Here is a 17,951-nt window from a genome sequence, read left to right on the forward strand (position 1 = left end):
GGCAGGGCAAGATCGGACCATGACGGTGCTGGCACTCATGCGACACGGCGAGGCGGGCATGTCGATCCCCGACGAGGCCCGCCCGATCACCGAGAACGGCAGGGACCAGGCCCGACGGTCCGCGCAGTGGCTCGCCGAGCAGGGCCTCGAGCCCGACCACGCGCTCGTCTCGTCCGCACGGCGGACCGTCGAGACCTTCCACGCGACGGGACTGCGGTGTCCGATGACCGCGACGGAAGAGCTGTACGAGTGTCCCGGTCGCCGCGTGCTCGACGAGATCAACGGCATCCCCGGCGACGTGCCGGTCCTGCTGGTGGTCGCGCACTTCCCGGGCCTGCCCGAGGCGGCGGCCGAGCTCGACCCGCACGCCGAACTGCCGGGCTTCTCCCCCGGCACCGTCGTGCTGCTGGACCTCGACGACGGCCCCGCCGCCCCCGGATCGGGACGGTTGCGAGCGTGGTTCACCCCGTAGGATGCCCTTTCATGGACACCCTGATCCTGCTGCGGCACGGAAAGTCCGCGTACCCCGACAAGGTGAAGGATCACGACCGGCCGCTGGCGCAGCGCGGGATCCGGCAGGCGGCGCTCGCGGGCAAGGCGATCCGCCGCTACGGGCACGTCGTCGACCTGGTCCTGTGCTCCACCGCCGAGCGGGCCCGCGCGACGCTCGACCAGGCGGCCGTGGACGCGCCGGTGCGATACATCCCGAAGCTGTACGGCGCGACCGGCGAGCAGATCTTGACGATCGTGGCCGCGGAGCGGGGCGAGGCTCACACGGTGCTCGTGGTGGGCCACGACCCGGGGCTCGCGGAGGCGGCCCAGATCCTCGATCCCACCTTCACCTTCGCCAAGTTCCCGACCTCGGCCTTCGCGGTGGTCGAAGACGGCCACGCGGAGCTGCACATTCCTCGCTAACGTGAGGGCGTGACGGTACGCGCGCGTTTCGAGAACTCCGCAGGCTCCCTGTTCACCGACGGTCTGCGGGGCGTCCTCGCGGCCCACCCCGATGCGGCGTGGCACGACGCCGGGTTCGTCGCCCGCCGCACGCCGCGCTCGTCCGGGGTCGCCCTGGTCTCCGGCGGCGGGTCCGGGCACGAGCCGATGCACGTCGGCATGATCGGTGCCGGCATGATCGACGCGGCCTGTCCCGGCCTGATCTTCACCTCCCCCAACGCCGTTCAGATCGCCGCGGCGACCCGCGCCGTGGACACCGGTGCCGGCGTACTGCACATCGTGAAGAACTACACCGGCGATGTCATGAACTTCGCCGTGGCTCGGCGGCTGGTCGCGGTCGCCGACGGCGAGATGCCTGCCGTCCAGACGGAGGTCGTCCTCGTCGACGACGACGTGGCCACCGAGGACACCTCGGGCCCGGGCCGCCGCGGCACTGCCGCCACGGTCGTGGTGGAGAAGATCTGCGGTGCGGCAGCCGATCTCGGGGCGCCGCTGACCGAGGTCGCCGCGCTGGGCCGGCGTACCGTCGCCCGCGCCCGGTCGATGGCGGTGTCGGTCTCGGCCTGCAACGTGCCCGGCGCGACCGAGCCCTCCTTCGACCTCGCCGACGGCGAGATGGCGTTCGGCGTCGGTATCCACGGCGAGCGCGCCCGAGACGAGCGGCCTGTGGTGGCCGCCGAGGAGATCGTCACCGATCTGCTCGCGCGGATCCTGCCCGGCACGGGCCTGGCGTCCGGCGACCGCGCGCTGGTCGTGGTCAACAACCTCGGCGCCGTCACCGATCTCGAGCTCGGCGTGCTCTTCGCCGAAACGGTGAAACAGTTGGGCGAGCGCGGGATCGAGGTCGTGCGCTCGCTCGTCGGGCGCGTGATCACCGCCCTCGACATGGCCGGCGCCTCGATCACCGTGGTCCCGCTCGACGACGAGCTGATCCGGCTCTGGGACGCGCCGACCGCGGCGCCGGGCTGGCCGAACACCGCCGCGGCACCGTCGAACCTGGATCCGCTCGCGCAGGCGCTCCCGGACGACTCCGCCGCGCGCGGCGAGCCGAACGTCTGGCTGTCGGACTTCGTGGGGCGGGTGCAGCGATCGGTGGACGAGCTGACCGAGCTGGATCGACAGGCCGGCGACGGCGACTTCGGCACCAACATGGCCGCCGCACTCGGCCACTTCCCACTGCCCCTGCGCGGCTCGGATTCCGACGTCCTCGGCGCAATGGCCACGTCCTACCTGGTGCGGTCGGGCGGCACCTCCGGCGCCGTCTTCGGGACCTTCCTCACCGAGCTCGCCCGGGCCCTTGCGCCCGACGGTGCCGGCCTCGCCGCGGGCGTCCGGGCCGGGCTCGACGCCGTGGTCGAGCTGGGCGGCGCGCGGGTCGGCGACAAGACCGTGGTGGACGCACTCTCCCCCGCCGCCGACGTCCTCGACACCGGCGGATCCCTCGCGGCCGCGGCCGCCGCCGCCGCACACGGCGTCGCGGCGACGGCGGACAGCGCCGCCTCGCGCGGCCGGGCCAGCTACCTCGGCGACGCGGTGCGCGGCGTGCCGGATCCCGGCGCGCTGGTGATGTCCTGGCTGTTCGAGGCCGCGGCGGAGTCGCGTTAGGCGAGCACGCCGGCGTCGTGCAGGCGCCCGAGCTCGCCGTCCGACAGGCCGAGCACGTCGGCGAGCACCGCGTCGGTGTCCGCCCCGAGGGCCGGCGCGGCCGCGGTGGGCCCGTACTCCCCGGATTCGCGGATCGGGCTGTGCGCGGAGACGACGGGGCCGATGCCCGGCTGCTCCACCTCGGCGAGCACGCCCGACGCGGTCCCGGCCTCGAAGTCCGCGACCAGGTCGCTCATCCGGCGGTAGCGGCTCCACAGCACACCGGCCTCCGTGAGCACACCGCCTGCCGTCTCCAGGTCGCGAGCGGCGAACCAGGGGCGCATGACCGCGGCGAGCGTCTGCCGGTGCACGTAGCGGGCGGCCTCGTCGGTGAAGTCCTCGCCGACGGCCTGCTCGATCGCGGCGACAACGGCCTCGGTGCCGGTCGCGGCGAGCAGCGCCTTCCACTGCCGCGGCGTGAGCGCGACGATCATGACGCGGCCGCCGTCGGCGGTCTCGAAGTCCACGCCGAAGCTGCCGTACATGAAGTTGCCGTGGCGCGGCCGGTCGCCGCGCTCGCGCACCTCGGTGAGCCAGCCCAGGTTCGCGATGCCCGTGATGGCGATGTCCTCCAGGGCGATCGCGACGTCGGAGCCGGCGCCGGTGCGGTCGCGGCGGCGCAGCGCCGCGAGCAGCGCGGTGGTCGCGGCCTGGCCGGCGATGATGTCCCACGCCGGGAGCACGTGGTTGACCGGCGTGCGGTTCTCGCCCGAGCCGGTGAGGTCGGTGACGCCGACCTCGGAGTTCACGGTGTAGTCCACGGCCGGGCCGCCGTCGGCGCGGCCACCGATGTGCACGCGGATCGCGTCGGGGCGTCGCTCGGCGAGGGCGGCGTGGGTCAGCCAGGGCCGACCCACCTGGTTGTCGACGAGGACGCCCGCGTCGGGCCCGGGGGCGGTGGCCAGCGCCAGGACCAGTTCCCGCCCCTCCGGGTTGCGCACGTCGACGGTGACCGACCTCTTGCCGCGGTTGAGCGAGTTCCAGTAGAGGCTGCCGCCGGTCTGTTTCGAGACCGGCCAGCGGCCGTTGTCGGGTCCGCCGCCGAGCGGGTCGACGCGGATCACGTCGGCGCCGAGCTGCGCGAGGGTCATGCCCGCGGACGGGCCCGCGACGAAGGACGCGAACTCGACGACCCGCAGGCCGTCGAGGGGGCTGTTGCCGGCGTTCACGCGGTGGCCCCGGCGCGCTCGGCCGCCGAAGCGGTCTCGGTGGTGTCCGGGGTATCGACGAACAGCACGCCGGCAGCGATCAGGCCGTCGATCTGCTCGGCGGTGAGGACCTCCGCCGCGACGGAACGGCTGTCGCCGCCGACGCGGGGCGCGGTGCCGGCGCGGTCGGGTCGCTCGCCGTCGAAGGTCCATGGCGGCCGGACCAGCGGCAGCCCGTCGTCCTGGGGCTCGAACATGCCGAGGTGCTCGACCTGCGGATGCTCGCGGTAGCCGCTCATCGTGAGGACCGGCGCGAAGGGCACGTCGTTGGCGGTGAGGATGGCCTCCCACTCGGCGTACGGCCGCTTGAGGAACTCGGCGGCCACGATCGGCACCAGCTCGAAGTAGTTGGCCTCGCGCGGCCGGTACTCGCCGAACCGCGGGTCCTCGAGCAGGTCGAGCCGGTCCATGGACTTGCACAGCGAGCCCCAGAACTTCTGCGACGAGGACAGGTGCACGGCCATCGACTCGCCCGAGGCCGTGTTGACGCAGAAGTTCTGCGCCTGCGGGTGCCGGCTGGTACGCGTCGGGTTGTGGCCGAGCTCGAAGAGCTGCGCCATGGAATCCGCGGTGAGCACGCTGACCGCCTCCATGATCGAGGTCTTCATGTACTGCGACTGGCCCGTGTTCTGCCGCCCGACGATCGCGGCGAGCACGCCGGTACAGGTGGCCATGCCGGTGATGAGGTCGGCGGACAGACCGCCGGCCAGCTGGGGGTGTCCCTCGTCGCCGAAGATGGAGTAGAGGCCGCCGAAGGCGTGGCCGATGGTGTCGTACGCGGGCCGGTCGGCCAGGGGCCCCGTCGACCCGAAGCCGGTCACGGAGCCGTAGATGATGTCGGGCCGCAGCGCCCGGCAGTCCTCCAGGCCGAGCCCCATCGCGGCGACCTTGCCCGGGCGCAGGTTCTCGAGCACCACGTCGAAGTGCGGGATGAGCGCCTTGACCAGGTCGACGCCCTCCTGCGACTTCAGGTCGACCGCGAGGCTGCGCTTGCCCGTGTTGTACTGGCGGAAGTACGGGCTCTTCTCGTTCTGGTGCCGGCGGAAGTCCTCGCCCACGACGGGTCGCTCGATCTTCACCACCTCGGCTCCGAGGGCGCAGAGCATCGAGGTGCCGTACGGCAGCGCGATGTACCCGCCGATCTCCAGGATGCGGATGCCTTCCAGCGGCTTGTGCTGCATGATCGCCTCTCCTCACGTGACCCGAATCACAAATATTTTATATACATTAGCATGACGGCGCGCGCGGCGTAACCCCCGCCGCGCGCCCGGCGAGCATGTGGCCCGATTCACACCAAGGGCTTCCGCTCGTCTCATAAATATAATATAGTTTGCTGTGTCAGCGGTCACACCGAGCGCCGAAACATGGATTCACCTGCATGTTTCGATGAACGGGAGACGTGATCCGCACCACGCGAACCGGCAGAAGGAGAAGGCCCGATGAGCGATCAGGGTTGGCAGGCACGCTACGACAAGCTCTACATCGGCGGAGAGTGGGTGAGCCCGTCGAGCACCCGCACGTTCGACGTCATCAACCCCGCCACCGAAGAGGTCGTGGCAACGGTCCCCGAGGCCGTCGAGGCCGACGTCGACAAGGCGGTCGCGGCCGCGCGGCAGGCGTTCGACCACGGGCCCTGGCCCCGCACGCCGCTCGAGGACCGCATCGCGCTGCTGCGCAAGCTGAGCGCGAAACTGGCCGAGCACGAGGCCGACGCGGCCGCGCTGGTCACCTCGGAGATGGGCGCCCCGATCACCATCTCGACCAAGATGCAGTCCATCGGCCCCCGGCTCCTGCTGGACGCCTTCCTGGACCTGGCACCGCAGTACCCGTGGACCGACTTCCGGCAGTCCGTCACCGGCAACGCGATGGTCACCCGCGAGCCGGTCGGCGTCGTCGGCGCGATCGTCCCGTGGAACGCGCCGCTACTGATCACCATGATCAAGCTCGCGCCCGCGCTGCTCGCCGGCTGCACGATGGTCATCAAGCCCACGCCCGAGACGCCGCTCGACGCCTACTTCCTGGCGCACCTGCTCGACGAGATCGGCCTCCCGCCGGGCGTCGTCAACGTCGTGCCGGCGCAGCGCGAGGTCAGCGAGTACCTGGTGCGCCACAACGGCGTCGACAAGATCTCCTTCACCGGCTCCACCGGCGCGGGCCGCCGGATCGGCGCGATCTGCGGTGAGGCGCTCCGACGGTGCACCCTCGAGTTGGGCGGCAAGTCCGCGGCCGTCCTGCTCGACGATGCCGACCTCGACGCCGCGATCGCCGCCATCCGCGCCGTCTCGCTGCGCAACAGCGGGCAGGTCTGCTCCAACAAGACGCGCATCGTGGTGGCGCAGTCGCGCCGCGACGAGCTCTACGACCGCCTCGTGGACCTCATGGCGTCGATGCCCGTGGGCGATCCCTTCGATCCCGCCACCGAGATCGGCCCCATGGCGAGCGCGAACCACCGCGCGCGCGTCGAGGACTACATCGGCATCGGCGTCGACTCCGGCGCGCACGTCCTCGTCGGCGGGCGCGGCACGCCCGACGGCCTGGACCGCGGCTGGTTCGTCAAGCCCACGATCTTCGCCGACGTCGATCCGAACGCGCGGATCGCGCAGGAGGAGATCTTCGGACCGGTGCTCACCGTCCACACCTTCGACACCGAGGCCGAGGCCGTGGCGATCGCCAACAACTCCGAGTACGGCCTCAACGGCTCGGTCTTCGCCGCCGATCCCGAGCACGCGCTCGCGGTCGCCCGGCAGATCCGCACCGGCACCGTCGAGGTGAACGGCAACGGCGTCGGCTTCACCGCGCCCATCGGCGGCTTCAAGAACAGCGGCATCGGCCGCGAGGCCGGCCTCGAGGGCTTCGACGCCTACGTCGAGCTCAAGTCCTACGGCCTGCCCGCCGCCACCTACGACCGCCTGTCCTGACTTCGAGGAGGACCACTTCCATGACAGAACTCACCATCGAGCAGGCCGCGGCCGCCTTCGTCACCGGCCTGACCTTCGACACGATCACTCCCGAGGCCCTCGCGGGCACCCGCCGCCTGATGGAGGACCAGCTCGCGCTGCAGGTCGGCTGCAGTTCGCTCCCGTGGTGCCAGGCCGTACTGGACCTGACCCGCGCCTCGCACGCCCCGGGCGCCTCCAGTGTCACCGCGTCGGATGCGAAGTTCAGCGCCGCCGACGCCGCTTTCGTCAACGCGACCTTCGGCCACAGCTTCGAGTACGACGACGCGCACAGCGCCTCGCTCAGCCACCCGGGCAGCGCCGTGGTGTCCGCGGCGATCGCGATCGGCGAGGAGATCGGCGCGACGATCGAGGACGTCCTGGTCGGCATCGTCGCCGGCTACGAGATCTACACCCGGATCGGCACCCTGGCCGCGCCGATGCTGCTGCAGAACGGCTTCCACCCGCACGCGGTGCTCTCCCCCTTCGGCGCGGCGGCCGTCGTCGCGAAGATGAAGGGCTACGACGCCGAGACCACGCTGCACGCGCTGTCGATCGCGTTCAGCCACAGTTCGGGTACCACCGAGTACACCAGCTCGGGCGGCTCGATCAAGCGCATCCACTCCGGCATCGGTACCCGCAACGGGATCCGGGCCGCGGAGATGGCGGCGGCGGGCATCACCGGCCCGACGAAGTTCCTCTCGGGCAACAAGGGCTTCTTCAACACCTTCGTGCGGCGCGAACTCACCGAGGCCGACACCGACCGGTTCGCGCTGGACCGCCCGTTCGAGATCGCGGGCCCGCTGTTCAAGCCCTACTGCGCGTGCGGCTACAACCACGCCTTCATCGACGGGGCGCGCACCCTCTCGAGCCGCGTGGGCGAGATCGAGAAGGTGGAGCTGGCGATCCAGCCCTCGGGCGACGTGGTCGTGGGCAACAAGAACGTGAGCGCCTGGGCGCCGCAGAAGATCGAGCAGCTGCAGTACGCGCTCCCCTTCCAGTTCTCGCTGTCCGCGCTCGGGATCGGGAACGGCTACCAGGTGCACAAGGCCTACCTGGACGGCCGCCTCGACCTCGGCCCGTCCAGCGAGGTCGCCGAGTTCGCGCAGCGCATCACCATCCGTCCGGAGCCGGAGCTCGACAAGGACTACGGCCGGAAGATGGTGGGCGACATCACCGTCACCTTCACCGACGGTTCCACCGAGCACCTGTTCGTGGAGGACTCCGTGGGCTCGGCCGACAACCCGATGTCCGAGGCCGACCTCGATGCCAAGTACCGCGACCTCGCCGTCGAGGAGCTCGGCGACGCCCGAGCCGACGAACTGCTCACCGCGATCAAGGGCGCGCCACTCGACACGCCGGCCTCGGTCTTCGCGGCCCTGCTGCGGCGCTGATCACACCGACCACAACGTTCGACCCGTAGATACACCCTCACCCAAGGAGAGAAAAATGCCCGGAGAACACCTCAACGCGCAATCCCGCCTGATCGTCACGGGCCTGGACGACAACGGCAAGTCGACCATCATCTCGGACGGCAACACCGAGGTCCGGGTCGCGACGCCCGGCTTCACCGTCATGGAACTGTGGCAGTTCGACTCGATCCCGAACAACATCCTCGCCCCGAACACCCTCGGCACCGACCCCGTCATCGATCCGCCGGCCAACGGCCTCACCGTCCGCATCGCGAGCTTCCCGCCGGACAGCGAGTTCGACGCCGCCGCGTACGCCGAGTCGCTCGACGCCTTCCACGGCGGCGACAGCCACGACGGTGCCGAGGAGGGCCAGGCGGGCGGCCTCTGGCACGAGACCGACACGGTCGACGTCGTGACGCTGCTGTCGGGCGAGCTGTACGCCGTGACCGAGACCGGCGAGACGAAGATGGTGCCCGGCGACACGATCGTCAACCGCGGCATCAAGCACATCTGGAGCAACAAGACCGACAAGCCCGCCGTCGTGCTGGCCACCATGGTTGCGGCGACCCGCTGATGAGGGGCGTCTACTTCAAGGGCAACCGGGAACTCGAGGTCACCGACTTCCCGGACCCCACGCCCGGACCCGGCGAGGTGGTCGTCCGGATCAAGGCCTCCGGCCTGTGCGGCAGCGACCTGAAGTTCTACCGTGATCCGCCGGAGGAGGCCCTGAAGGCCCTGGGCTTCAAGGACTTCTCCGAGCGGGGCATCACCGAGGTCCCGAAGATCGTCGCCGGGCACGAGCCCTGCGGCGTGATCGAGGAGCTCGGCCCCGGCGTGGATCCCCGCGCCTGGAGCGTGGGCGACCGCGTGATGGTCTTCCACTACAAGGGCTGCGGCTACTGCGACGCCTGTCGCACCGGCTGGTCCCAGCTGTGCGTGCAGGGCGCCACCATCTACGGCGCCACCGCGAACGGCGGCCACGCCGAGTACATCGTGGTACCCGCGGAGACGCTGGTGACGCTGCCGGATTCGATCAGCTTCTCGGCTGGCGCGGCGATCGCCTGCGGTACCGGTACGGCGTTCGGCGCGATCAAGCGCGGCAACATCACCGGCAGCGACACGGTGCTCATCGCGGGCGCCGGCCCGATAGGCCAGGCCGCGATCCAGTTCACCAAGGCCCTGGGCTGCAAGGTGATCGTCACCGACGTCACAGCGGACAAGCTGTCGACCGCGGCGCGACTGGGCGCCGACTACGTGCTCGACTCCACCAAGGTGGACGTCGCCGACGCGGTCAAGGATCTGACCAAGGGTCGCGGCGCCTCCGCGGCGATCGACACCTCGGGCGTCCCGGCGGCGCGGAAGGCCGCGACGCGTGCCCTCGGCACCTGGGGCCGCATCGTGCTCGTCGGCCTGGGCGGCAACATCGACCTGGACGTCTCGCCCGATCTGGTCATCAAGCAGGTCTCGGTGATCGGCTCCTACACGTTCAACAACGTGGGAATGGGCGAGTGCGCCCGGTTCGTCGCCAACCACGGCATCGACGTCGACGCGGTGTTCAGCGACCGCTGGAGCATCGAGGACGCCGGCAAGGCGTACGTCGAGTTCGACAAGCAGACGCGCGGCAAGGCCGTCTTCGAGTTCTGATCCGCGAGCTTCCGCTCGCACCATCACCACACAGCGCGTGCGAGGTGCCCGACACCCTCGGGCACCTCGCAAGCGTGTTTCGTCGTACCCCTTCACTGTTCGGAGAGTCCCATGTCCATCCCCGGTTCCATCACCGCGCGACGCAGCGGCCTCGCCGTGGCGTTCCTGTGCTTCGCCATCATCGTCGCCGACGGTTACGACATGGTGATCTACGGCGCAGCCCTGCCCGAGTTGCTCGACGAGCCCGGGTGGCACCTGTCGAAGAGCACGGCCGGGCTGATCGGCTCCTGGACGTTGGGCGGGTTGATGCTCGGCTTCCTCGCGGCGGGACCGCTGGCCGACCGCCGCGGCCGCCGCTCGGCGCTGTTCGCCGGGATCATCCTGTTCTCGGCCGGCTCCCTGCTCAGCGCCCTCGCGCCCTCGGTCGCGGTGTTCGGCGTGTCCCGGTTCATCACGGGCGTGGGGATCGGCGCCGTCGTCCCGTCCGCGGTGGCCCTCACGCTCGAGTACGCCCCGCCGAAGCGCCGCATGCTCTACAACGGGGCGATGCTCACCGGCTTCTCCTTCGGCGGCATCCTGGCCTCGCTGGTGGCGATGTGGATGCTCCCCCACCTGCACTGGCGGTCACTGTTCTGGGTCGCGGCCTGCTTCATCGTGCTGCTGCCCGTCATGTACCTGCGCCTGCCCGAGTCCGTCGAGTACCTGGTCCGCTCCGGCCGCCTCGACGAGGCCCGCGCGCTCGCCGCGCAGTACGGCCGGCAGGACACGATCGACGGTGCCGTGCTCGCGGCGTCGGCCGCGCCGACGGCCGACCGGCAGGGCGGGCTGCGCACGCTGGCGACCTCCTCGATGGTCGTGCGCGTAGTGCTGTTCGTCCTGATCAGCATCTGCGTCAACGTGATGGTCTACGGCCTGAACACCTGGGCGCCGGCCCTGATGCGGAGCCAGGGCTACGCGCTCGGCTCGTCGCTGCAATTCCTGCTCGCCCTGCAGGCGGGCGGCGTGATCGGCGCGGTGATCGGCTCGTACTTCGCCGATCGCGTCGGCCCGGGGAAGGTCGTTCCGGCTCTGTTCCTCATCGGCGTGGTCGCGCTCGCCGTCCTCACCAACAAGATGGACACCGGCCTGCTCCTGGTCGCGATCGTGTTCGCGGGAATCGGTGGAACCGGCACCAACACCGTGCTCTACGGGTTCGTGGCGAACAACTTCCCCGAGAACGCCCGCGGATCGGCCCTCGGCGTGATCATGGGCCTCGGGCGCACGGGCGCGATGCTCGGCCCGGCGGTCGCCGGCTGGATCCTCGATGCCGGCCACGGCGCGTCATGGGCCTTCTACGCGTTCATGATCCCCGGCGCCATCGGTGCGGTCCTGGCGCTCGCGGTGCCGGTGGTCGTCCGCCGGCGGCGCGAGTCCCTCGAACCGGTCGCGGCCTGATCACTCCCCCGTTCCAGGCCGACGGTGCCCGGGCAGCCCCGCTGTCCGGGCACCGTCGCCGTTACAGGGGCCACTGGACGTGCTTGACCTCGAAGAACTCTCGAAATCCCTCGTCACCGCCCTCGCGACCGATCCCGCTGGCGCCCGGGCCGCCCCACGGCGCGTCGGGGCGCATGCCGCCACCGCCATTGATGGTGACGGTGCCCGAGCGCACGCGCCGCGAGAATTCGATCGCCGTCGGCGTCGGTCCCCAGATGTTGGCGTTCAGCGCGTACCGCACGTCGTTCGCCAGGCGCACCGCGTCGTCGACATCGTCGTACGGAACAACGACGCCCACCGGGGCGAAGAGCTCCTGCTGCGCGATCTCCGCGCCGTTGCCGACCCCGGTCACGAGCGTCGGATCGAGGTAGAACCCGTCCGCGAGGACGCCACCGGGCCGCGTGCCGCCCACCGGGAACGCGGCGCCGTCGGCCTGCGCACGGGAGAGGAAGCCCTGCACGGTGGACAGGTGCTCGGCGGAGCTGAGCGGTCCCAGCACCGTGCCGGCGTCGAACGGATCCCCCACCGTCAGGGTGCCCAGGAACGCGCTGGAGAGTTCGACGTACTCCTCGAGTTCCGCCCGCGGGACGAACGTGCGCGTGGTCGCGCCACACGCCTGCCCGCTGTTGCGGGTGAACCGCAACGCGGACGGCCCGACGACCTTCGACAGATCCGCCCCGGGGAGCACGATGTTCGGCGACTTCCCGCCCAGTTCGAGGACTGCCTTGGTCAGGTTCGGCGCCGCGAGCTGCAGGATCTTCGCGCCAACGGCGGGCGACCCGGTGAACGTCACCATGTCCACCAACGGCGACCCGGCCACCGCGGCAGTGACTTCCGGTGGACCGAAGACGAAATTGACCGCCCCCCGGGGGAATCCGGCCGCGTCGACCAGACGCACGAAGGCCTCGGTCAACAGCACGGATTTCGGTGAGGTGACGAGCACCGTCGAGCACCCTGCCGCGAGCGCCCCGCCCAGCTTGTAGGCCGACATCATGATCGGCACGTTGTAGGCGACCACGGCGCCGACCACCCCCACGGGCCGCCGGAGCAGCATGCCGCTGGTGGTGATCGGATCGTGGTCCAAGGGCATCGGCTGCTCGTACCCCTCGCCCGGCCCGCGAAGAGCGGCGTCGCCGAACCACCGGAAGTACTTGGCGGGCAGGTCCACGTGCAGCGTCGGCCCCGTCGAGATCGGCGTACCGAGCTCGATCGCGGCGGTCCGGATCAGCTCGTCCCGGTTCTCCTGCATCAGGTCCGCGAGCCGATGCAGGAGGGCACGGCGGTCCGCCGGCCCCAGGCGGCTCCACTCCCCTCCGTCGAACGCCGCCCGCGCGGCCGCCAGCGCAGCGTCCACCTGGCCGGAGCTCGCCGAAGGCGACTGTGCCACTTCCTGTCCCGTCGCCGGTCCGACGGTGACGACCGGGTCCGAGTTCCCCGCTCGCCACACGCCGTCGATGTACAGTTCCGCCGCGCGCAGACCGGTTGCAACAGTCATCGTCATCATCCTTCTTCCCGCCCGGTCCGGGCACTTCTCAGTGGTAGGCCGAAGCGATCTCGGTGATCGCCGCGACAGTCGCGTCCTTGGTGTACGCGGTGGCGCCGCCGTCCACCGTGATCGATGTGCCGGTGATCCACGTGGACAGGTCGCTGGCCAGGAACAGCGCGGTGTTCGCGATGTCCTCCGCCACTCCGGCGCGGCCGATCAGAGTCTGGTCGGCGATCGCCTCCCCGACCCCGGTCAGGAACTGCTCCTCGTCGGCGGCGGGGATCCCGAACATGTTCGTGATGATCGACGTGAGTACCGCGCCCGGCAGGATGGCGTTGCAGCGGATACCGGTTCCCGCGGCCTCCAGGGCGGTCTGACGCACCAGGGCCAGCACGGCGGCCTTGGCCATGGAGTACGCGGCGCCGTTCCAGCCGGCCTGCAGCGCGGCGATGCTCGCGGTGCTGATGATCGAGCCCGGCACGCGCTGCTCACGGAACGCCGCGGCCGCCAGCCTGTGCGCCGTCACGTGCGCGTGCAGGTTCAAGCGCAGAGTCCGGTCGAGCCCCTCGGCCGTCAGCTCCGCGACGGGAGCGAGATCGACGGCGGCTCCCGCGTTGCTGAACATGACGTCGAGTCGTCCGAACTGCTCACGCGCTGCGCCGACGGCGCGCTCGAGGTCAGCCTCGGCGGTCACGTCGGTGTGCACGAACCGAGCGGCCGCGCCGAGGCGCTCTGCGAGCGCCACCCCCGCCCCGTCCTGGACGTCGGCGAGCACCACGCGCGCGCCGTTGGCCACGAACACCTCTGCCGCGGAGCGGCCCATGCCACTGGCCGCACCGGTGATCACGGCTACTTTGCCGGTCAACAGATCCGCCATGGGTCAGCCCACCCGCGACGCGGGCCAGTCCCTCGCGGGGGCTCGCCACGCCGGCCAGTTGTCCTCGGGTTCGGGACGGGTCACCGACACGTGGTGGAAGCACTCCTGGCACTTGACCACCATGCGGGGACCGAGGTAGTTGGCCACCGGGTAGCGCGCGAGGGCGGCCTTGCCGCAGGCCGGGCACGTGCCCTCGACGGGGGTGCGCTCGACGTACACGCGCGCCGTCTCCGGGCGGGGGAACAGGAGTCGATCGACTGCCATGATGTCTTTCCTCTCAGAGCTTCCAGGTGTGGGGGATGGCGATCGGCACCTGCCACGTGCCGGCGTCGCGCTCGGCGGCGAGCCGACCCCGCAGGTCCGCGGTCGCCGCCGCGTCGACGGCACCGTCGGCGATGACGACGCCGTAGGCCTTCTCCGCGTGCTCAGGGGTGATGAGCGCGGACTCCACGTCCGCCAGGACCCGCGCGGTGTCGCGGACGAGGGGATCGCCCCACCCGCCGCCGCCGCCGATGACGAATCGGAGGCCGTCGCCGGCCTTGACGAGGTGGTTGGAGAACTTGCCGGTCCGGTACATCGCGCCGCGTCCGAACTCGCCGCCCACGGGGTCCGGCCGGCCCTCCTCGTCGAACACTCCGAACAGGGGCTCCGCGCCCCGCAGGTCCAGGGTGTCGCCGTGCCGCTGGAGGTCGAAGTCCTTGATGTACCAGCCGTAGGCGGGCATCCCCGCGCCCCCGCCCTTCGCGCCGGGCGCGCCGCGCTTGAGACGGTCGGCCACCACCGTGATCAGCGTGTCCGACTGCGCGTACACCGAGTAGACGGATCCGAGCCCGCCGCGGAACTCGCCCGCGCCGGCGCTGTCGATCACCATCTCCTGTTGCACCACGACGAGCGGGCTCTCGATCTCGACGTGCTCGAGGACCGAGGTGCGACAGTTACCGATCGGCGTCACGCAGAACGAGACACCGTCCTCCTTCCACGTGCCGCCCCAGCCTCCGCCGCCGAGCGCGTACGCACCCCAGGGCACGCCCTCGTGGCCTGGCCGGGTGTCGATGCCGCTGAAGCCGACGTAGAGCGCGGTGCCCGTGTCCGGGGCGAAGGATTCATCCGTGGCCTTGCTCAGTGCCTGGGTCACCACGTTGATGCCGCGGGGCCCGATGTCCGCGTGGCTCGAGCAGCTCGACGGCGGCAGCACCTGCACGACGCTGCCCGCGGGCAACAGGACGTCGATGGGGCGCAACGTACCGCTGTTGACCGGGGTCGACGGGTCGACCATCAGCTTCACCGCCTCGATGCACCGGCTGGCCTCGCACCAGGCGGTGCCGCAGTTGCCCAGCGGCTGACGACCGGTCCCCGAGAAGTCGATCTCCATCGAATCGCCGCGCACCTTGACCGTCACGTGGACGGGGATCTCCTCGTCGGTCACTCCGTCCTCGTCGAGGAAGTCCTCGGCGGTGTAGTCCCCGTCGGGGATGGCGGCGATGCCGCGCCGCATGCTCGCCTCCGTGGCGTCGATGGCGTACCGGCCCGCAGCGCGGACCTGCTCGAGCCCGCCGCGGCTGATCAGCTCCTGCAGCTGGCGCTCCCCGACCACCAGGCAACCGTGGAGCGCGCGCAGGTCACCGAGCACCATGTGCGGCACGCGGTTGTTCTCGAGCAGGAAGTTGAACGTCGGGCGCACTGCGACGTCGTTCGCGTACAGCAGCGTGGGCGGCAGCTTCAGCTGCTCCTCGAAGTGCGTCGTCGCGCCGTTCGAGAACCCGCCGGGGATCGGGCCGCCGAGGTCCACGAGATGCGAGGTCGACTGCAGGAGGAACTCGACGCGACCGTTCACGAAGACCGGCCGGAACAGATTGACGTCGGCCTGGTGCAGCGAGCCGCGCCACGGGTCGTTGGTGAAGACGACGTCGCCGGGCTGCATCGAATCGACGTCCCACTCGTCCATCACGAAGTTGGCGATGTGCGGAGCGACGAAGGCGTGCTGCATGCAGCCCTCCCACAGCGCGGCGACCTCCCACCCCTCGTCGGTGCGCATGTGGATGACGACGGTGCAGTCGAGGATGTCCCGGCAGATGGGCGAGAACGCGCTCCGCATCAGGGAATCGAGCATCTCCCGCGCGACCTCGATGAGGCCGTAGCGGAGGATGTCGAGTTCGACATCAGTGGCGGAGCCGGCGGGACCGGCATTGTCTGTGGTCAGGGTCATGACTGGTGCTCCTCCGCGGGCAGGGACTCGATGATCAGGTTCAGGCCGTCGTCGATGTACGCATGGCGGCCCGGCAGGACGAGGGTGGTGGCGAATTTCTCGGTGACCAGTGCAGGACCGGTCACCGGCTGGTTCGGCGTCATCCGCTCGCGCACGTAGAGCGGGACGTCGGCCGGTGCGCCGGTGCCGGGCACCAGGACCGACGCGGTCCGCAGGAACGGATCCCCCGCTTCCTGCTCGGTGCCGATGGCGTTCTGCTGCCGCGCGATCACCGCCGTCACCTCCACCGTGGACACCACGACGGGGATCTCGTCCGCGGCGAATCCATAGGACTCGCGATAGAACTCGTGGAACCGTTCCACCAGCGCCGGCACGTCCTCCGCCGTGATCGGTCCGCCGTCCACCGCGATCCGGTTGTCCCACGTCTGGCCGGCGTACATCGCGAAGACCGCGCGCTCGAACCGGATCTCCGAGACGTCGACGCCCTGGTCGGACAGCTCCGTGCGGATCCGGTCCTGCAGGGCCACGAAGGCATCCTCGATCACGCCCGCCTGGTCCGGCCGGAGGCCGGTCATGATCGACCGGGCACGGGTCACCATGAGGTCGCTGCGCAGGAGCCCGAGGGCCGAGAACTGGCCCGGGCTCTGGGGGACGATCACCCGGTCGAGCCCGAGGATCTGGCCCACTCGATCGGCGAGCATCGGGCCGGCGGAGCCCGACGGCTGCAGCGCGAACTCGCGCACGTTGAACCCGCGATAGACGGAGATGGTCCGCACCTTGGCCGCGATGTCCTGGCAGGCGATCTCGTACGCGGCGGAGGCCAGCTCGGAATCGGACATGTTCCATTGCTCGCCGGTATTCCGCAGCGCCGCCCGAGCGGCTTCCACGTCGAGCGTGATGGCTCCGTTGGCGAAGAGGTCGGGCTGCAGTATCCCCAGCGCGGCACACGCATCGGTGAGGGTGGGTTCCACGCCGCCGCGCAGATAGCAGACGGGGCCGGGGTCGGAGCCGGCCGACGCCGGACCTACGGCCACAGTGCCGAGCGTGTTCGGGCGGATGAGGCTTCCGGCGCCGGACCCGATGGACTCGACGTCCACGAGCGGCATGGTGAGGGTGAGGCCGGTCTCCAACGTCCAGCTGTCGGTGAGTGGCGTGCTCGCGCCCCGGATCGCAGCGACGTCGGTGCTGGTGCCGCCGACGTCGATGGTCAGGAGGTTGGGGTTGCCGCTCTCGGCGGCGAGCTTGATGCTGCCGCTCACGCCACCGACGGGTCCCGAGACCAACTGGAAGACCGGCGCTTTCGCCGCGTCGGCGAAGGTCGCGACGCCGCCGTTCATCATCATGATCCACAGCGTGCCGCCGAAACCCTGCTCGGCGAGCCGCGCGTTCAGGCGGTTGAGGTACCCGACCACCGACGGGCCGACATAGGCGTCGAGGGCCACTGTCGCGGTCCGCTCGTGCTCGCGTGTCACCGGGTACAGCTCGGACGTCTGGATGTAGACGTCCGGCAGTTCCTCGGCCACGATCTCCGCGGCGCGCTTCTCGTGCTCGCCGTTGGCGTACGAATTCAGCAGGCAGACGGCGACCGACTTCGCGCCCTGCGCGGCCAGCTCGCGGGCAGCGTCCCTGACCGCGTCCTCGTCGAGGGCGAGGATCGCGGCACCGTCGGGCCCCATCCGCTCGGGGACGCCGAACCGGGCCCCGCGACCCACGATCGGGCGCTCCTGGTGTGGTCGAACCCACGTCGGGTCGTAGAACCGCTCGCCGAACTCGCGGTGCATCCGCCCGATGTCGAGCAGGTCGCGGTGGCCGCCGGTAGCGATCAGTCCGGTGCGCTCGCCGGTACGACTGAGCAGGGCGTTGATCCCCACGGTGTGCCCGTGCACGATCTCGGCGACGTGCGGCACCGCGATGTCGATCGCGTCGAGCGCGGCGAGGACGCCGACTTCCTGTTCCTTCGTCGACAGCACCTTGCCGTCCCGGACCTCGCCGGTGGACCGGTTGAGTCCGATGATGTCGGTGAACGTGCCGCCCACGTCCACCCCGACGATCCATTCGTGAGGCGGTCCCACGACCTGTGTCATCTGCGTCTCCTCGCTGAGGGTTTGTGT

15 protein-coding genes are annotated in these 17,951 nt (G+C 70.6%); 8 read left to right on the top strand and 7 right to left on the bottom strand.

Annotated elements, in window-relative coordinates:
- Nucleotides 1-19: 19 nt before the first annotated feature.
- From ABZX10_RS12205 to ABZX10_RS12215, 3 genes are read left to right on the top strand one after another with little or no spacing between them, the layout of a single operon-like run.
- Nucleotides 20-472: a histidine phosphatase family protein gene (locus ABZX10_RS12205; protein ID WP_355539436.1), complete on the top strand. Its 453-nt coding sequence runs from the start codon at nt 20-22 to the stop codon at nt 470-472.
- 11 nt (nt 473-483) lie between these two features.
- The gene (locus ABZX10_RS12210) at nt 484-915 is read left to right on the top strand and encodes a histidine phosphatase family protein (RefSeq protein ID WP_355539439.1); all 432 of its coding nucleotides are present in this window, start codon (nt 484-486) and stop codon (nt 913-915) included.
- Between the two features lie 9 nt (nt 916-924).
- Complete coding sequence (locus ABZX10_RS12215; protein WP_355539442.1) at nt 925-2,559, top strand: dihydroxyacetone kinase family protein; 1,635 nt, start codon at nt 925-927, stop codon at nt 2,557-2,559.
- Here ABZX10_RS12215 and ABZX10_RS12220 read toward each other — a convergent pair.
- Together ABZX10_RS12220 and ABZX10_RS12225 are read right to left on the bottom strand one after the other, a co-directional pair.
- Nucleotides 2,556-3,767 carry a CoA transferase gene (locus tag ABZX10_RS12220; RefSeq protein ID WP_355539445.1) on the bottom strand — a complete coding sequence of 404 codons (1,212 nt, stop codon included), beginning with the start codon at nt 3,765-3,767 and terminating at the stop codon, nt 2,556-2,558. The genes ABZX10_RS12215 and ABZX10_RS12220 overlap by 4 nt on opposite strands.
- Nucleotides 3,764-4,987: a CoA transferase gene (locus tag ABZX10_RS12225; protein WP_355539448.1), complete on the bottom strand. Its 1,224-nt coding sequence runs from the start codon at nt 4,985-4,987 to the stop codon at nt 3,764-3,766. The genes ABZX10_RS12220 and ABZX10_RS12225 overlap by 4 nt, the downstream gene beginning before the upstream one ends.
- Before the next feature lie 258 nt (nt 4,988-5,245).
- On the opposite strand from ABZX10_RS12225, the gene ABZX10_RS12230 reads away from it, so the two are divergent.
- The 5 genes from ABZX10_RS12230 to ABZX10_RS12250 all read left to right on the top strand — a co-directional run bounded on the left by ABZX10_RS12230 (nt 5,246) and on the right by ABZX10_RS12250 (nt 11,232).
- Entirely contained in the window at nt 5,246-6,724 is a 1,479-nt protein-coding gene (locus ABZX10_RS12230) for an aldehyde dehydrogenase (RefSeq protein ID WP_355539451.1), read from the top strand.
- 20 nt (nt 6,725-6,744) lie between these two features.
- Entirely contained in the window at nt 6,745-8,136 is a 1,392-nt protein-coding gene (locus ABZX10_RS12235) for an MmgE/PrpD family protein (RefSeq protein WP_355539454.1), read from the top strand.
- Nucleotides 8,137-8,191: 55 nt separating this feature from the next.
- Nucleotides 8,192-8,728 (top strand): cupin domain-containing protein, encoded by a 537-nt coding sequence (locus ABZX10_RS12240; protein WP_355539457.1) that lies wholly within the window; start codon nt 8,192-8,194, stop codon nt 8,726-8,728.
- Entirely contained in the window at nt 8,728-9,798 is a 1,071-nt protein-coding gene (locus ABZX10_RS12245) for a zinc-binding dehydrogenase (RefSeq protein ID WP_355539460.1), read from the top strand. The genes ABZX10_RS12240 and ABZX10_RS12245 overlap by 1 nt, the downstream gene beginning before the upstream one ends.
- Before the next feature lie 111 nt (nt 9,799-9,909).
- The gene (locus tag ABZX10_RS12250) at nt 9,910-11,232 is read left to right on the top strand and encodes an MFS transporter (protein WP_355539463.1); all 1,323 of its coding nucleotides are present in this window, start codon (nt 9,910-9,912) and stop codon (nt 11,230-11,232) included.
- Between the two features lie 61 nt (nt 11,233-11,293).
- Here ABZX10_RS12250 and ABZX10_RS12255 read toward each other — a convergent pair whose 3' ends face one another.
- Genes ABZX10_RS12255 through ABZX10_RS12275 form a run of 5 tightly spaced genes read right to left on the bottom strand, consistent with a single transcriptional unit; the run spans nt 11,294 to nt 17,924 of the window.
- On the bottom strand, nt 11,294-12,766 hold the full coding sequence (locus ABZX10_RS12255) for an aldehyde dehydrogenase family protein (RefSeq protein ID WP_355539466.1): 1,473 nt from the start codon (nt 12,764-12,766) through the stop codon (nt 11,294-11,296).
- 37 nt (nt 12,767-12,803) lie between these two features.
- Entirely contained in the window at nt 12,804-13,634 is an 831-nt protein-coding gene (locus tag ABZX10_RS12260) for an SDR family oxidoreductase (protein WP_355539469.1), read from the bottom strand.
- Between the two features lie 3 nt (nt 13,635-13,637).
- A complete protein-coding gene (locus ABZX10_RS12265) occupies nt 13,638-13,898 on the bottom strand; it encodes a hypothetical protein (RefSeq protein WP_355539472.1) in 261 nt (86 codons plus the stop codon).
- 13 nt (nt 13,899-13,911) lie between these two features.
- Nucleotides 13,912-15,840, bottom strand: coding sequence for a hydantoinase B/oxoprolinase family protein (locus tag ABZX10_RS12270; protein ID WP_355539475.1), 1,929 nt, complete (start codon nt 15,838-15,840; stop codon nt 13,912-13,914).
- Nucleotides 15,837-17,924, bottom strand: coding sequence for a hydantoinase/oxoprolinase family protein (locus tag ABZX10_RS12275; protein WP_355539478.1), 2,088 nt, complete (start codon nt 17,922-17,924; stop codon nt 15,837-15,839). Before ABZX10_RS12275 ends, ABZX10_RS12270 begins: the two co-directional genes overlap by 4 nt.
- Nucleotides 17,925-17,951 lie beyond the last annotated feature (27 nt).

It is taken from the genome of Tsukamurella sp. NPDC003166, from assembly GCF_040611135.1.
GTDB lineage: Bacteria > Actinomycetota > Actinomycetes > Mycobacteriales > Mycobacteriaceae > Tsukamurella.

Coding starts and splice junctions, on each gene's coding strand:
- ABZX10_RS12245 (WP_355539460.1), top strand. CDS start 8,728: ATGAGGGGCGTCTACTTCAAGGGCAACCGGGAACTCGAGGTCACCGAC.
- ABZX10_RS12265 (WP_355539472.1), bottom strand. CDS start 13,898: ATGGCAGTCGATCGACTCCTGTTCCCCCGCCCGGAGACGGCGCGCGTG.
- ABZX10_RS12240 (WP_355539457.1), top strand. CDS start 8,192: ATGCCCGGAGAACACCTCAACGCGCAATCCCGCCTGATCGTCACGGGC.
- ABZX10_RS12225 (WP_355539448.1), bottom strand. CDS start 4,987: ATGCAGCACAAGCCGCTGGAAGGCATCCGCATCCTGGAGATCGGCGGG.
- ABZX10_RS12270 (WP_355539475.1), bottom strand. CDS start 15,840: ATGACCCTGACCACAGACAATGCCGGTCCCGCCGGCTCCGCCACTGAT.
- ABZX10_RS12255 (WP_355539466.1), bottom strand. CDS start 12,766: ATGACTGTTGCAACCGGTCTGCGCGCGGCGGAACTGTACATCGACGGC.
- ABZX10_RS12230 (WP_355539451.1), top strand. CDS start 5,246: ATGAGCGATCAGGGTTGGCAGGCACGCTACGACAAGCTCTACATCGGC.
- ABZX10_RS12235 (WP_355539454.1), top strand. CDS start 6,745: ATGACAGAACTCACCATCGAGCAGGCCGCGGCCGCCTTCGTCACCGGC.
- ABZX10_RS12275 (WP_355539478.1), bottom strand. CDS start 17,924: ATGACACAGGTCGTGGGACCGCCTCACGAATGGATCGTCGGGGTGGAC.
- ABZX10_RS12205 (WP_355539436.1), top strand. CDS start 20: ATGACGGTGCTGGCACTCATGCGACACGGCGAGGCGGGCATGTCGATC.
- ABZX10_RS12250 (WP_355539463.1), top strand. CDS start 9,910: ATGTCCATCCCCGGTTCCATCACCGCGCGACGCAGCGGCCTCGCCGTG.
- ABZX10_RS12260 (WP_355539469.1), bottom strand. CDS start 13,634: ATGGCGGATCTGTTGACCGGCAAAGTAGCCGTGATCACCGGTGCGGCC.
- ABZX10_RS12210 (WP_355539439.1), top strand. CDS start 484: ATGGACACCCTGATCCTGCTGCGGCACGGAAAGTCCGCGTACCCCGAC.